We start from the raw sequence: 12963 nt of genomic DNA on the forward strand, positions 1-12963 counted from the left end.
GCATAATTTTGCAGGCTTCGCCCGGAAAATTACGCTTCAGCAGTTGGGTGCTATTTGCAAGCTTCCGTAGGGCCGTGCCCCAACGCACGGAATCTCCCCAAATTATTCCTCATGCTAATTTGGGGAGATTCCCCCACCAGCCGGCCAGTCTTGCGCGTCAGCGCAAATTTGGCCGGCCGCGCTGAGAAAGAAGGGGCGTAAACCTAACGTAGAAAAGAAAGCGTGGGGTTCGAAGGGGCAAGGCCCCTCGCGGTTCTTTTCCCCATTTCTTGGCGGCAAGAAATGGGGGGCCATGCGGCCTGAGCTAAAAAGAGAGAATCAAAGTTCAGCGGCTGGGTGCGAAACAGACGCTGTGTGCGGCTGGCAGGCACGGCAGCAAGTTGTGTCCTGGCTTTCGCCAGCACATAGGGGGACCCCTCATGTGGGTCCCCCTACAGAAAAACAGTCCCCCGGACTGTTTTTCCTTCCCCTCCTGCATTTTGGGAAGGAAAAGGTACGATCAGGGGCTCCGCCCCTGACCCCGCGTCTCCGCTGCCGCTTCGGTCGGCGCCTTGTTTGTGTGCCACTGGCACACAGCGCCCTTTTGAAAAAGGTGGACGAAAACTTTCAGGCGGCTGCGCCGGGTGTAAAAGAGGATAAAAAGAATGACACAATACATTCAGATTGATACCGAGTTCATCCGCCTTGCGGATCTGTTGAAATACGCCGGGGCCGCCGAAACGGGCGGTCAGGCCAAGCTCCTTGTGCAGGACGGCCAGGTCCTCGTCAACGGCGAGGTCTGCACCATGCGCGGGAAAAAACTCCGTCCCGGCGATCGGGCCTCGTACCGCGATACCGTATACGAGGTCGTGTCCGCCGCTTTGGACGGTGACGAACACCATTCATGAAGGTTCTGTCACTGACGGCGCGCGGGTTTCGCAATCTCGAACCCCTGCAATTTTCTCCCCACGAAGGGCTGAACGTGATCTGCGGCGAAAACGCCCAGGGAAAAACCAACCTCCTGGAAGCCATGTGGCTGTTTACGGGCGGGCGGTCGTTCCGGGGCGCAAAGGACGCGGAGCTGGTGCGCGTCGGGGAGGAACAGGCCAAGATCGCGCTTTCCTTCTTCAGCCAGGAGCGTGAACAGACCGCCGACATGACGCTGCGCGGCGGCGTGCGCAGGGCTTCCCTCAACGGCGTGCCGAAAAAAGGCATGGCCGAGCTGGTGGGCCGCTTCTGCGCCGTGATCTTTTCCCCGGAGCATCTCTCGCTCGTCAAGGGCGGGCCGGTCGAGCGGCGCGCTTTCCTTGACTCCGCGCTGTGCCAGGTGCGCCCCTCGTATGCCGCGCTGTTTGCGCGCTACCGCCATACGCTAAACCAGCGGAACGCTCTGCTCAAGGATATCGCCCGGCACGCGGAGCTTCTCGATACCCTCCCGATCTGGGACGAACGGCTGTGCCGGTACGGCGAAGCCATCGTCCGGGAGCGCCGATCGTATCTGGAACGCTTTTCCCCCATCGCCGCGGCGCATTACGAAGGCATTTCGCGCGGACGCGAGCGGCTGGAGCTTTCCTATGAGCCGTCCTTTTCGGGCGATCTCGCGCAGGCGCTGCGCCATTCCAGACGCGAGGATCTGCGAAGCGGGCACACCTCCGCCGGGCCGCACCGCGACGACGTTTCGATCCGGCTTTCCGGCATGGCGGCGCGGTCGTTTGCCTCACAGGGGCAGCAGCGGTCCGCCGTGCTGGCCATGAAGCTCGCCGAAGCGGGCGTGCTGGCGCAGTCGTGCGGCGAAGAGCCGGTCGTGTTTCTGGACGACGTGCTCAGCGAGCTGGACGCGGCGCGGCAGGAATACCTTTTGCGCCAGCTGCACGGCAGGCAGGTGTTTCTCACGGGCTGTGAGCTGCCGGGAGTCGTCCCGGAAAAAGAGGACGGCGGCCTGTTCCTCATGGATCGCGGCGTTCTGCAACCACAATCATAAAACGAAAGGAGCGACAGGTGTGTATCTGCATCTCGGTCAGGATACGGTGATCAAAATGAACGAGATCATCGGGATTTTCGACATGGACACCTCCACCCTCTCCAAGACAACCTGCGCGTATCTCGCGGCCTGCGAGAAAAAGGGGCGCGTTGTGAACGTTTCCATGGAGCTGCCGAAGTCGTTTGTGCTCTGCCGCTCGGACAAGGGCGAGATCACGGTGTATATCTCGCAGATCTCCTCGTCCACGCTGCTCAAGCGCAGCCGTTTTATCGATAATATCTCTTTGCCATAAGGATGGAAGCTTGCTTATGAAACAGTTTGGTCTGCCGCAGTGTCCGTACTGCGGGAAGAAAATCAACCCGTTTTACGCATGGTATCTGCGCACACAGGGAGAATACATCTGCCCCGCCTGCGGGGGTGTGTCGAACATCGGGCTCACGGGGGCCGCGAAGGTTTCCGGCGCTGTTGTGGCGGCGATCGATCTGGTGGTGTTTGTGATCGCCATGCTCGATCAGAGCCATGAGCCGCCGTTCGGCTATCTGATCGCGATGATTGTCCCCTTTCTGCTGTTTACCATCCTTTCGGCTTTCATGGTGCGGCTGAAAAAGCCTGTGCTGAAAAAGAGGGAGCCGCCCGGAAATCCGAACCGGGCAGGAGGCGTGCCGCAGCGCCCGGGAGCACAGCGGCAGCCTGTCCAGGGGCAGACGGTGCAGCGGCAGGGCGCGCAGACGCAGCAGCGGTATGCCCAGCCGGGAGCCCAGGCCCGCCCCACCCAGGGAGTGCGGACAAACGGCACGGGAACACGCTACACGAACAACTGCCCGCGCTGACGAAAGCGGTTTTGCGATACAGACAGATCCACCAGCCGGCGTGCGTGAGCCGCCGATTTGAAGGAGCGAATACAAAACATGGAATTAAACGAAATCACCCAGGCAAGCCAGAATTACGATGAAAACCAAATCCAGGTTCTGGAGGGACTGGAGGCCGTGCGCAAGCGGCCCGGCATGTATATCGCGTCGACAGGGCCGAAGGGCCTGCATCACCTTGTCTATGAGATCGTGGACAACGCGATCGACGAGGCGCTCGCGGGCTTCTGCGATCGGATCGACGTGGAGATTTTGCCGGGGGACATTGTGTGCGTGACGGACAACGGGCGCGGCATCCCGGTGGGCATCGAGCACAAGACGGGCCTTCCGGCGGTGACGGTCGTGTTCACGATCCTGCACGCGGGCGGCAAATTCGGCGGCGGCGGCTATAAGGTCTCCGGCGGCCTGCACGGCGTGGGCGCGTCCGTCGTGAACGCGCTTTCCGAGTGGCTGGAGGTCGAGGTCTACCACGAGGGCACGACGTATTACCAGAAGTTTGAGCGCGGCCATGCCGTCACCGAGCTGATGGAAAAATGCGCCACGGACCGCACCGGTACCCGCGTGCGCTTCAAGCCCGACCCGGAGATCTTCCGCGAGAGCACGGTGTTTGATTTCGAGACGCTGCAAACGCGTCTGCGCGAGCAGGCGTTTCTGAACGCGGGCGTCAATATCTGCCTGTCCGACAAGCGCAATCCCGCGGAGCCGGTGGAGGACAGCTTCTGCTATCACGGCGGCATTTCGAGCTTTGTGGAGTACATCAACAAGAAGCGCGCCGTCGAGCTGATCCACCCGGACGTGATGTATTTCTCCTGCGCGGCGGCGGACGGCAACTCCACCGCCGAGGTCGCCATGCAGTACACAGACTCTTACACGGAGCTGATGCTGAGCTTTGCGAACAACATCCACACCACGGACGGCGGCACGCACGAGGAGGGCTTCAAGCGCGCCCTCACGCGCGTCATGAACGACTACGCAAGAAAATATAATATCCTCAAGGACAACGACAAGAACCTCTCCGGCGACGACGTGCGCGAGGGATTGACGGTGATCATCAGCGTCAAGCTCAAGGACGCGCAGTTTGAGAGCCAGACGAAGGGCCGTCTCGGCAACACGGAGATGGGAACGCTCGTCAACGGCCTGATCGGCGATAAGTTCGCGGCGTATCTGGAGGAAAACCCGGCCACGGCCCGCGCGATCTTCGACAAGGCGCTGGCGGCGGCCCGCGCGAGGGAAGCGGCCCGCAAGGCGCGCGAGCTGGTGCGGCGCAAGTCCGTGCTGGAAAACGCCGCCCTGCCCGGCAAGCTGGCGGACTGCCAGAGCCGTGATCCCGAGGAAACCGAAATTTACATCGTCGAGGGCGATTCCGCAGGAGGCTCCGCCAAGGGCGGACGCGACCGCAAGTTCCAGGCGATCCTCCCCCTGTGGGGCAAGATGCTGAACGTGGAGAAGGCGCGGCTCGACAAAGTATACGGCAATGAAAAGCTGATGCCGGTGGTCACGGCGCTCGGCTGCGGCATTGGGGACGAATTCGATCTCTCGAAGCTGCGCTACGGCAAGATCATCATCATGGCGGATGCCGACGTCGACGGTTCGCACATCCGCACGCTGCTTTTGACGTTCTTCTTCCGTTTCATGAAGCCGCTTGTTGAGGAGGGCCACATCTATCTGGCCCAGCCGCCGCTGTTCCGCATCACAAAGGGCAACAAGCACCACTATGCCTACACCGACGGCGAGCGCGACCGCATCATGGAAGAGCTGGGCGGCCAGGGGTACGAAATCCAGCGCTACAAGGGCCTTGGTGAGATGGACGCCGAGCAGCTGTGGGAGACGACCATGAACCCCGAGACGCGGATCATGCTCCGTGTGGAGGTCGAGGACGCCGCCGCCGCGGACGAAGCGTTCACCGTGCTGATGGGCGACAAGGTGGAGCCGCGCCGCGAATTCATTGAGAAGAACGCGCGCTACGCCGAGCTGGACGTCTGACGGCGGAATGCCTACCGATGGAGAAAATCCCTCAAAATACAAATAAGGAGATACACATACATGGACGAATTGCGACAGGAACGGGAAGAGGAACAGTCTCCGAAGCCGCCGTCGGCGGCGGAAACGGAGCCGGAGGAAAAACGGGACGACAACGAGGAAGGCGTGGAATGGGACGGCAGTGAGGCGGAGCTGGTGCTGGACGACGACGCGGCGGACTACGAGGAGCCGCAGACGGGCATCAAGCTTTCCTACACGCTGCGCGAAAAGGAAGTGTTCCGCGCGCTGGAGAAGTCCGGCTTTTCCAAGACGCTGGGCAAGCGCGCTCTCGTGGAGGGCGTGATCCTCGTGCTGCTGGCGGTGTTTTTCTTCGTGACCTATGCGCGCATGGGCGGGACGATGAACCTCTTTTTCGGAGGGATCGCCGTGCTGGCCCTGGCGGCGGTCGCCCTTCTGCCGTATCTTGGGCGCAAAAAGCGTGCGCGGGATATCTGCCGCGACCAGCGCCTTTCGCATATTGAGATGGAGATTTACCCGGATTCCATCCAGATTGGCCACGGGGAGGGTGAATGGGAGATCCCGCTTGACGGGAGCTGCCGCCGCGACGAGCACCATAATCTCCTGCTCTTCTTCCCCGCCGGCAAGCGTCATATGGTCATTTTACCCCTGCGCTGCATTGAGCCGGGCGTGCTGCCCGAGGTGCAGGCCATGATTGTCTCCGGCACACACCGGGGAGACGAGCTGTAAGAGCGGGACAACACAGATACCATCGATCGAAAGGGGGAAAAGGGATGCTGTTCCTTCCAAACGAGGACGCCGTTCTTACGCTCAAGCAGCAGCTTTCCGCGCAGGACTATGCCGCGGGCTGTCAGGTGCTGGAGCAGGCGAATTCCCCCACCGCGAAACCGTCGGTTCGCGCGGCGGCGTGCGCGGCGGGAGCGGCGCTTTCCGCGTCCACGGCTCCCCTTTCCCTGCGGGAATACGGGACGATGTGGATTCCCCTGCTGTTTATGGCGCTGTTTGCCGCGATCGCCGTCTGGGCGCTGCTGTTCGAGCCGCAGAAAAAGTGGGAGGAAAAGCTGCGGGAATTTGCCGGGACACCCCTTCTCGGACTGGAAACGGAGATCGCCGTGTACCGCGATTTTTTCCTGATGAAAAACCAGTATGAGCAGTGGCAGGAATACTGGACGGAATTTTCCTCCTGCCTGGAAACCGATCGCTTTGTGGCGGCCGCGGGAACCGGCGGGCGGCGCTTTCTGATCTGCAAGGACAGCCTTTCCGAGACGGAGCGGGCGGCTCTCTCGCAGGCCATGCAGAACACCTTCGCCTTTTCGTACCGCCGTTCCCGGACGAAGGGAGGAAAACCGCATGGCTGATACAGACCATCCGGACGTGTGCGCCAGCTTTCTGGTCACGCGGGAGGATTACGCCGATTACCGCGCGGCGGCGGGCAAATCCGCCATCAGCCCGGGGGAATTTCTCTTTGTGCGTCTCGCGGGAGCGGCGCTGCTGTTGTGCTGCTTTGTCTTTCTTCTGGTGCTGGGGGATGACTGGCAGCGGTTCGCGCTGGACGCGCTGCTCGGGATCTGCGGGCTGTTCCTGATAGGCTGGAAAAGCATGCTCCCGCTCTGGCTCAGGGCGCGCGCGGGCAAATTTTATGATGAAAATAACCGCCTTGTCGAGGCGTACACCGTGACGGTGAGCGGCGAAGGGATCGCCGTGGAAAAGCCGCGCTACGAAGCGCAGCTGCCGTATGCGATGATCGCCGGGGCGTATGAAGATAAAAAGATCTTTTTCTTTTCTCTGGGGGCGGGCCGCTCGTGCTTTCTGCCCAAGCGCTGCCTGACGGAGGAAGAATGTTCGAGGATACGAAAATACCTGTCTCTTGCCTTGCAGGAGAAATTTCAGCAGGAGGGTGCCCAGATCAATGGATGAAAAAATGGAAAACGGCAGAGTTGTCAACGTAGACCTGAAAAAGGAAATTGAAAAATCCTTTCTGGCCTACTCCATGTCGGTCATTGTGCAGCGTGCGCTGCCCGACGTGCGCGACGGGCTCAAGCCGGTGCACAGAAGAATCCTCTACACCATGTATGAGAATAACCTCTCGCCCAGCAAGCCTTACCGCAAGTGCGCGGATACCGTGGGCAGCGTGCTGGGGCGCTACCATCCGCACGGCGACGCGTCCGTTTACGACGCCCTTGTGCGTCTCGCGCAGGATTTCTCCATGCGCTATATGCTCGTTGACGGCCACGGAAACTTCGGCTCCGTCGACGGTGACCCTCCGGCTGCCTATCGTTACACCGAGAGCCGCATGAGCCGTCTGGCCGTTGAGATGCTTCAGGACATCGACAAGGAAACCGTCGATTTCATCCCGAACTACGACGACCGCCTCAAGGAGCCGACAGCCCTCCCCTCCCATTTCCCGAACCTGCTCGTAAACGGTTCGACGGGTATCGCCGTCGGCATGGCCACGAACATCCCCCCGCACAACATGAACGAGGTCATCGACGGCATGTGCTGCCTGATCGATAACCCGGACGCCGGCCTGGATGAGCTGATGGAGCACATCAAGGGACCCGATTTCCCGACGGGCGGCATCGTCATGGGACGCTCCGGCATCCGCGCCGCTTACGCGACGGGCCGCGGCCGCATCACCGTGCGCGCCCGCGCCGAGATCGAGGAGGAGAAAAACGGCCGCTTCAACATCATCGTCACCGAGCTGCCGTATCAGGTGAACAAGGCGCGCCTGATCGAGAACATTGCCGATCTCGTCAAGGAAAAGCGCATTGAAGGCATTTCCAACATCGACGATCACTCCGACCGCGACGGCATGATGATCGTCATCACCGTCAAGCGCGACGCCTCCCCGCAGATCGTGCTCAACCAGCTGTACAGCTTCACGCAGATGCAGACGACCTTCGGCGTGATCATGCTCGCGATCGTGAACGGCGAGCCGAAAACGCTGACGCTGCGCGACATGCTCCAGCATTACATTGACTTCCAGGTGGACGTGGTGACGCGCCGCACGCAGTTCGATCTCAAAAAGGCCGAGGAGCGCGCCCACATCCTGGAGGGTCTCAAGATCGCCGTCGACAACATCGACGAGGTGATCGCGATCATCCGTTCCAGCCCCGACCGCGCCACGGCAAAGATCCGCCTGTGCGAGCGCTTTGGGCTGGACGATCCGCAGGCGCAGGCCATCGTGCAGATGACGCTCGGCGCGCTGACGAACACCGATCGCCTGAAGCTCGAGGAGGAGCTGGCCGCCATCGAGGCGAAGGTGGCCGATTTCCGCGACATTCTCGCGAACAAATCCCGCCTGATGGGCATTATCAAGGACGAGGCGCAGGAGATCAAGAAAAAGTACGGCGACGAGCGCCGCACCGAGATCGCGACGATCAGCGGCGAGGTGGATATCGAGGATCTGATCCCGCGCGAGGAATGTGTCCTCACCATGACGAATTTCGGCTACGTCAAGCGCCAGCCGACGGACACCTACCACATCCAGCGGCGCGGCGGCAAGGGCATTTCCGGCATGAGCCGCCGCGAGGAGGACGCCGCCGCCGAGATGTTCGTGATCGGGTCGCATGATTACGTCATGTTCTTCACGAACCTGGGCCGTGTCTACCGGCTCAAGTGCTACGAGATCCCGGAGGGATCGCGCACCAGCAAGGGCATGAACATCGCGAACCTGCTGCCCCTCTCCCCCGACGAGAAGGTTTCCTCCCTGATCCGTGTGCCGGAGTTCGACGAAACGAGCTATCTTGTGATGGTCACGAAGAACGGCGTCATCAAGCGCACGGAGCTTTCCGCTTACAACACCGCCAGAAAGGGCGGCGTGATTGCGCTCTCCCTCGACGAGGGCGACGAGCTGGCCTGGGTGCGTCTCACGGACGGCGAGACCCAGCTGGTGGTCGGCACGAAAAAGGGCATGGCGATCCGCTTTGACGAGCGCGACGTGCGCCCCATGGGCCGTACCGCGCGCGGTGTGAAGGCGCTGACGCTCCGCGAGGGCGACTGCGTGGTGGGCATGAGCACCATCCGTGCCGACGCGTTGCTGCTCACCGTCTCCGAGACGGGCTATGGCCGCCTGTCGCCGCTCTCTGACTATCGTGTGCAGTCCAGAGGCGGCAAGGGCCTGCTCAATTACCATGTGGAGAAATACGGCGACGTTGCGGCCATCAAGGTGGTGGATCTCAGCGACGACGTGATCCTGATTTCGTCCGACGGTATCCTGATCCGCATCCCGGCGGACAGCATCCGCGTCTGCGCGCGGCCGAGCAAGGGCGTGCGCGTCATGCGTGTGACAGAGGGCAACCGCGTGGTGACGCTGGCCCGCACCGCCCATGAGGAGGACGAGGAAGCCGACGAGCTTCCGGAGGACGACGGCGAGCCCGAGCTGACCGAGGAGGAGCTGGCCGCCGACCGTCTGGCCGACGAGGAGCCGGACGAACCGGTTATGGATGACGATCCGGGCGAGGAAGAACCCGAAACCGACGAAGAAACAGAAGAATAACGTGAGGAAAGGAAGGCTGCGATGAGACAGCTTGCAATTTCACTTTTGGCCGTTCTGACAGCGGCCTCCTGCCTGTTGTTTGCCGCCTGCGGCGAGCGCGGGGAGACGGCTTCCGCCGTGTCCGCCGTGTCGTCCGCCGCATCGGCAGTGTCCTCCGGGGAAACCGATCCCACGGCTCCCACGGAGGAGGACGCCGGGATAACGGCGGGAAACGGCGAGGATCTGAATAATCCCGAGGAGGGCGAAGGCGCGGGCCTTGTGATCCCGATCGAGACGGACAGCCCGGAGTTTGACGCCAAATTTAAGGACAATCCGATCGACGCGGCCTATGTGGCCGAGAGCGCGGATCTCGTCTCCACCATTGAGATCGTGGAAGCCTGCGAGCGGTATGCCGCCCTGTGGGAGAAGGAGATCGAGGTGGGCATGGAGAAGCTTTTGAGCCTTGCCACAGATGACAGGGAGCAGTACCAGAAGGAGCAGGAGGACTGGGAGACAGGGCGTGACGCCAATCTCAAGGCCCTCACGGAGCAGGCCGGAGAAGGCTCGCTCGGGCAGATCGAGGCGGCGGGAAACCGCATGGACTTTTTCCGCGCCCGGGCCAACGCCGTCCTGCGGGAATTGTACAGCTACGATCCGGATTTTACCTATGCGTATGATTCCGACGATTCCTCCGCCGTGAGCGCGGCGGGCTGACAAGGGAGGAAACACACCATGAAGCTGACGGAAAAAAGACTGTCCGGCAAGGAGCTGTACCATGGGAAGATCATCCGTGTGCAGCTTGACGAGGTGGAACTGGAAAACGGCGCAAAGGCCATGCGCGAGGTGGTGCGCCACCCCGGCGGCGTGTGCGCCGCGATCCTGACGGAGAAGGACGAGCTGCTGTTTGTACGGCAGTTCCGCTATCCCTATGCGCAGGTGGTGCTGGAATGTCCCGCCGGGAAGCTGGAGCCGGGCGAGGATCCCGACGAAGCGATCCAGCGTGAGCAGAAGGAGGAAACCGGCACCACAAGCAGCTGTTACATCAAATTGGGAGAGCTCTACCCCACCCCCGGCTACTGCGACGAGATCCTGCATCTGTACGCCTGCCGGGTGGAGTCCTACGGCGACCTGAACCCGGACGAGGACGAGTTCCTGGAGGTGGAGCGCATCCCCCTGCAAAAGGCCGTGGAGATGGCGGAAAACGGCGAACTGCTCGACGCGAAAACGCAGGTACTGGTCCTGCGCGCCGCCCGTCTGGTGGAGCAGGGAAAGCTGTAAAAAACGGCGCGGAAAAGCTGTGATTTTGCGGACGCTTTTCCGGCCAGCCTGCTATTTGCCTGAGGATATTGCGAGTTGTCCAGGCTCTGAACAGCAGGTTCAGGGCTGGAAATACAATTTAAGAGAAATGAGGAAAAACACATGAAGTCACACCAGTTTCAAATCGGATCGGAGTCCTATACCGTGGAGTGGTCCTCCTACAAGGTGAAGATCAACGGTACGGTCTACAAGATCCGGAATCTGCCGATCCGCCGCGCGCTGTGGATTCCCATGGAAATCACCCTGCCGATCCCAAACGCCGACGTGAAGCTTATCTCCGGCATGGTTTCGATGCAGCTTGTGGTCAACGGCGTAAACGTCCAGACCGGCAAGCCCTATGAGCCGATCGGCAAGATCCCGGCATGGGCGTATGTGGCGATGGTGCTGGATCTCACCCTGATTCTGAATGGCGCAATTGGTGCGCTGTTTGCCGTTATCGGCATTTTCATGACCGCCCGTTTGACCGCTTCCAGCCAGATGAAAAATGCGTCGAAGATTGTGATTTCGTTTGGCTATCCGATCCTGGTGTGGGTGTTCCTGTTCCTGTTCTTCTTTGTGGCGGGAATGGCGGCGACAGCCGCTTCTATGGGAGTTCTTGGCTGAGTTTTACCCTGAAATGGAGGAAAGTTGTATGGAGCAGGCAACCCCGAACAAGCTTTTGAAAATCGGCTCGATCCTTTTTATTGTCGGCGGCCTGATCGGCGGTCTGGTGCCGATTATCCAGACCCTGAGCACGATGGGCACCGCGGATGACATTACCTCGATGTATGGTTCCCCGGACATGTTTGATCAGATGATTTTGCAGGAGTCCGACGGCATGATCACCGGCGATCAGCTCCTCGGGATCTTTTTCGGCATGGTGATCGGCATCGCTGTCCTGTACGGCATTATGATGCTGATCCATGTCTTTGTGGGAATTTTTGGCCTTTCCCGCGCCTCCCGCCCGGATCGTGTTGGTTTCTTCACCGCTTGGGGCGTGGTGCTTCTGGTGTTTGGCATTTTGAATGTTTTGCTGTCCGGCGTGGTCAGTCTGAATGCTCTGGCCGGTGTGATCAGCGGCGTGGCCGCTCCCATTCTTTTCCTCGTCGGCGCGTCCCAGGTGAAGAAGGCAGGAAATCAGTAAATCTCAGCGGTGAATCGGAGCAAAACTTGAAGTTTTCGTTGAGGCCCTCTTGCGACATGGATCACAAGAGGGCCTCATTTTTATTCCGCGCTGCTTTTATAGAGAAAATGAAAAGCGTCATGCGGTGTATCGTGTTAACACAGCGAAAAAATAGTTCTCTTTTTCTGCATAGCATACGAAAGCATCCTGACTGCTCCACCATAAGATCGGGTAACATAAGAAATCAGATAGTCACAGTGATCGATCATCCAGCGGTTTCGGTAGATAATAGCGTACTTGGGAGGTACATTCTCTAGTCCCTCGGGATACAAAGTGTCTTTTGAAAGTTCTTCCCTTGTATGTGGGAGATAAGCCAGAACAATTGCAATTTGAATCCATGGATAGCTTTGCTGAAGCTTATACAGAGATTTTCTTGCCATACGGTCAAAATTTCCCTCGTTGCCGACATAGAATTGCTGAACCTGTTCTTGTGTGATGAGATACTGAATTTTTTGTTCCAGCGAAAGCAAAATGCTCTCCGGTGTATCTCGATGTCCACAGAAGCAGCATGCTTTTTTCATATTTTCCTCCTGTTTTATATCTATAATAGATATTTAATATCTATTATATGTTTTTTAAACCCTAAATTCCACATAAAATCAAAAAATAAAATATAAAATATCTAAACTTGATTTTGTGGAAAGAGGATAAAGCATGCCAAAAGTGATGTTTATGATAGAAGGAAATCTTTGCGGTGACCGTGTGAGATTAGGACGCGCTTTGCAAAAACCGCCCATCACACAGGAGGAACTGGCGCGCAGGATCCAGTTTATGGGCTATGAAAGCATGACCAAGCTGATCATTTCCCGGATTGAGAAAAATCAGCGCCATGTGTGCGACGCGGAGCTTCTGGTGCTTGCAAAAGCGCTGCATGTTTCCATGGAGTGGCTGGTCGGCGATACCGATCTCTTTCCGCAAATACCGGAAAAGGAAGGAGCACAGGATGCTGTGCGCTGAAATTTTTGGGGATAAACGAAAACCTCCCTGCGATCCTGGGATCACAGGGAGGTTTTTTGTGTCTGGAAAGAGGCTAAGCGGCGATGGAAGGCGGGAAAAGTCGGAAGCTGGCGGCACGGAAAAATTCGCTTCGCTCTTTTTCTCGCCCTTTGCTGGCTTCGCACGGTTTTTTAGGGGCTCTGCCCCTAACCCCGCAAGCCTTTTGAAAAAGGCTTGACCGAAAACT

15 protein-coding genes are annotated in these 12963 nt (G+C 59.2%); 14 read left to right on the forward strand and 1 reads right to left on the reverse strand.

What is annotated here, in order from left to right; genetic code table 11:
* Window positions 1-644: 644 nt before the first annotated feature.
* The 13 genes from B5F35_RS10070 (at window position 645) to B5F35_RS10130 (ending at window position 11741) form a co-directional block, all read left to right on the forward strand.
* On the forward strand, window positions 645-887 hold the full coding sequence (locus B5F35_RS10070) for an RNA-binding S4 domain-containing protein (RefSeq protein WP_087240556.1): 243 nt from the start codon (window positions 645-647) through the stop codon (window positions 885-887).
* Window positions 884-1960: a DNA replication/repair protein RecF gene (gene recF / locus B5F35_RS10075; RefSeq protein ID WP_087240558.1), complete on the forward strand. Its 1077-nt coding sequence runs from the start codon at window positions 884-886 to the stop codon at window positions 1958-1960. Before B5F35_RS10070 ends, recF begins: the two co-directional genes overlap by 4 nt.
* 19 nt (window positions 1961-1979) lie before the next feature.
* Window positions 1980-2252 (forward strand): extracellular matrix regulator RemB, encoded by a 273-nt coding sequence (gene remB, locus B5F35_RS10080; RefSeq protein WP_087240559.1) that lies wholly within the window; start codon window positions 1980-1982, stop codon window positions 2250-2252.
* 16 nt (window positions 2253-2268) lie between these two features.
* Window positions 2269-2790 carry a hypothetical protein gene (locus B5F35_RS10085; RefSeq protein ID WP_087240561.1) on the forward strand — a complete coding sequence of 174 codons (522 nt, stop codon included), beginning with the start codon at window positions 2269-2271 and terminating at the stop codon, window positions 2788-2790.
* A 78-nt stretch (window positions 2791-2868) separates the two neighbouring features.
* Window positions 2869-4809 (forward strand): DNA topoisomerase (ATP-hydrolyzing) subunit B, encoded by a 1941-nt coding sequence (gene gyrB / locus B5F35_RS10090; RefSeq protein WP_087240563.1) that lies wholly within the window; start codon window positions 2869-2871, stop codon window positions 4807-4809.
* A 60-nt stretch (window positions 4810-4869) separates the two neighbouring features.
* Window positions 4870-5553 carry a YcxB family protein gene (locus B5F35_RS10095; RefSeq protein ID WP_087240565.1) on the forward strand — a complete coding sequence of 228 codons (684 nt, stop codon included), beginning with the start codon at window positions 4870-4872 and terminating at the stop codon, window positions 5551-5553.
* A 44-nt stretch (window positions 5554-5597) separates the two neighbouring features.
* Window positions 5598-6182 carry a hypothetical protein gene (locus tag B5F35_RS10100; protein WP_087240567.1) on the forward strand — a complete coding sequence of 195 codons (585 nt, stop codon included), beginning with the start codon at window positions 5598-5600 and terminating at the stop codon, window positions 6180-6182.
* On the forward strand, window positions 6175-6741 hold the full coding sequence (locus B5F35_RS10105) for a YcxB family protein (RefSeq protein ID WP_087240570.1): 567 nt from the start codon (window positions 6175-6177) through the stop codon (window positions 6739-6741). Before B5F35_RS10100 ends, B5F35_RS10105 begins: the two co-directional genes overlap by 8 nt.
* On the forward strand, window positions 6734-9322 hold the full coding sequence (gyrA, locus tag B5F35_RS10110; protein ID WP_087240572.1) for a DNA gyrase subunit A: 2589 nt from the start codon (window positions 6734-6736) through the stop codon (window positions 9320-9322). The genes B5F35_RS10105 and gyrA overlap by 8 nt, the downstream gene beginning before the upstream one ends.
* A 21-nt stretch (window positions 9323-9343) precedes the next feature.
* The gene (locus B5F35_RS10115) at window positions 9344-10015 is read left to right on the forward strand and encodes a lysozyme inhibitor LprI family protein (RefSeq protein ID WP_087240574.1); all 672 of its coding nucleotides are present in this window, start codon (window positions 9344-9346) and stop codon (window positions 10013-10015) included.
* An 18-nt stretch (window positions 10016-10033) separates the two neighbouring features.
* Window positions 10034-10579 carry an NUDIX hydrolase gene (locus B5F35_RS10120; protein WP_087240576.1) on the forward strand — a complete coding sequence of 182 codons (546 nt, stop codon included), beginning with the start codon at window positions 10034-10036 and terminating at the stop codon, window positions 10577-10579.
* A 141-nt stretch (window positions 10580-10720) separates the two neighbouring features.
* Window positions 10721-11221 carry a hypothetical protein gene (locus B5F35_RS10125; protein WP_087240578.1) on the forward strand — a complete coding sequence of 167 codons (501 nt, stop codon included), beginning with the start codon at window positions 10721-10723 and terminating at the stop codon, window positions 11219-11221.
* Window positions 11222-11249: 28 nt separating this feature from the next.
* Window positions 11250-11741, forward strand: a complete 492-nt coding sequence (locus B5F35_RS10130) for a hypothetical protein (RefSeq protein ID WP_087240580.1) — start codon at window positions 11250-11252, stop codon at window positions 11739-11741.
* 134 nt (window positions 11742-11875) lie between these two features.
* Here B5F35_RS10130 and B5F35_RS10135 read toward each other — a convergent pair whose 3' ends face one another.
* Complete coding sequence (locus B5F35_RS10135; protein WP_087240582.1) at window positions 11876-12301, reverse strand: hypothetical protein; 426 nt, start codon at window positions 12299-12301, stop codon at window positions 11876-11878.
* A 133-nt stretch (window positions 12302-12434) separates the two neighbouring features.
* Here B5F35_RS10135 and B5F35_RS10140 point away from each other — a divergent pair, with 133 nt between their 5' ends.
* Complete coding sequence (locus B5F35_RS10140; protein WP_087240584.1) at window positions 12435-12737, forward strand: helix-turn-helix domain-containing protein; 303 nt, start codon at window positions 12435-12437, stop codon at window positions 12735-12737.
* The last annotated feature ends 226 nt before the right edge of the window (window positions 12738-12963 follow it).

The organism is Anaeromassilibacillus sp. An200 (genome assembly GCF_002160025.1).
In the GTDB taxonomy this organism is placed as follows: Bacteria; Bacillota; Clostridia; order Oscillospirales; family Acutalibacteraceae; genus Caccousia; species Caccousia stercoris.

What these genes read in the sequence shown, in the direction of transcription:
- B5F35_RS10070 (WP_087240556.1), top strand. Translation starts at nt 645, where the DNA reads ATGACACAATACATTCAGATTGATACCGAGTTCATCCGCCTTGCGGAT.
- recF (WP_087240558.1), top strand. Translation starts at nt 884, where the DNA reads ATGAAGGTTCTGTCACTGACGGCGCGCGGGTTTCGCAATCTCGAACCC.
- B5F35_RS10085 (WP_087240561.1), top strand. Translation starts at nt 2,269, where the DNA reads ATGAAACAGTTTGGTCTGCCGCAGTGTCCGTACTGCGGGAAGAAAATC.
- gyrB (WP_087240563.1), top strand. Translation starts at nt 2,869, where the DNA reads ATGGAATTAAACGAAATCACCCAGGCAAGCCAGAATTACGATGAAAAC.
- B5F35_RS10095 (WP_087240565.1), top strand. Translation starts at nt 4,870, where the DNA reads ATGGACGAATTGCGACAGGAACGGGAAGAGGAACAGTCTCCGAAGCCG.
- B5F35_RS10100 (WP_087240567.1), top strand. Translation starts at nt 5,598, where the DNA reads ATGCTGTTCCTTCCAAACGAGGACGCCGTTCTTACGCTCAAGCAGCAG.
- B5F35_RS10105 (WP_087240570.1), top strand. Translation starts at nt 6,175, where the DNA reads ATGGCTGATACAGACCATCCGGACGTGTGCGCCAGCTTTCTGGTCACG.
- gyrA (WP_087240572.1), top strand. Translation starts at nt 6,734, where the DNA reads ATGGATGAAAAAATGGAAAACGGCAGAGTTGTCAACGTAGACCTGAAA.
- B5F35_RS10115 (WP_087240574.1), top strand. Translation starts at nt 9,344, where the DNA reads ATGAGACAGCTTGCAATTTCACTTTTGGCCGTTCTGACAGCGGCCTCC.
- B5F35_RS10120 (WP_087240576.1), top strand. Translation starts at nt 10,034, where the DNA reads ATGAAGCTGACGGAAAAAAGACTGTCCGGCAAGGAGCTGTACCATGGG.
- B5F35_RS10125 (WP_087240578.1), top strand. Translation starts at nt 10,721, where the DNA reads ATGAAGTCACACCAGTTTCAAATCGGATCGGAGTCCTATACCGTGGAG.
- B5F35_RS10130 (WP_087240580.1), top strand. Translation starts at nt 11,250, where the DNA reads ATGGAGCAGGCAACCCCGAACAAGCTTTTGAAAATCGGCTCGATCCTT.
- B5F35_RS10135 (WP_087240582.1), bottom strand. Translation starts at nt 12,301, where the DNA reads ATGAAAAAAGCATGCTGCTTCTGTGGACATCGAGATACACCGGAGAGC.
- B5F35_RS10140 (WP_087240584.1), top strand. Translation starts at nt 12,435, where the DNA reads ATGCCAAAAGTGATGTTTATGATAGAAGGAAATCTTTGCGGTGACCGT.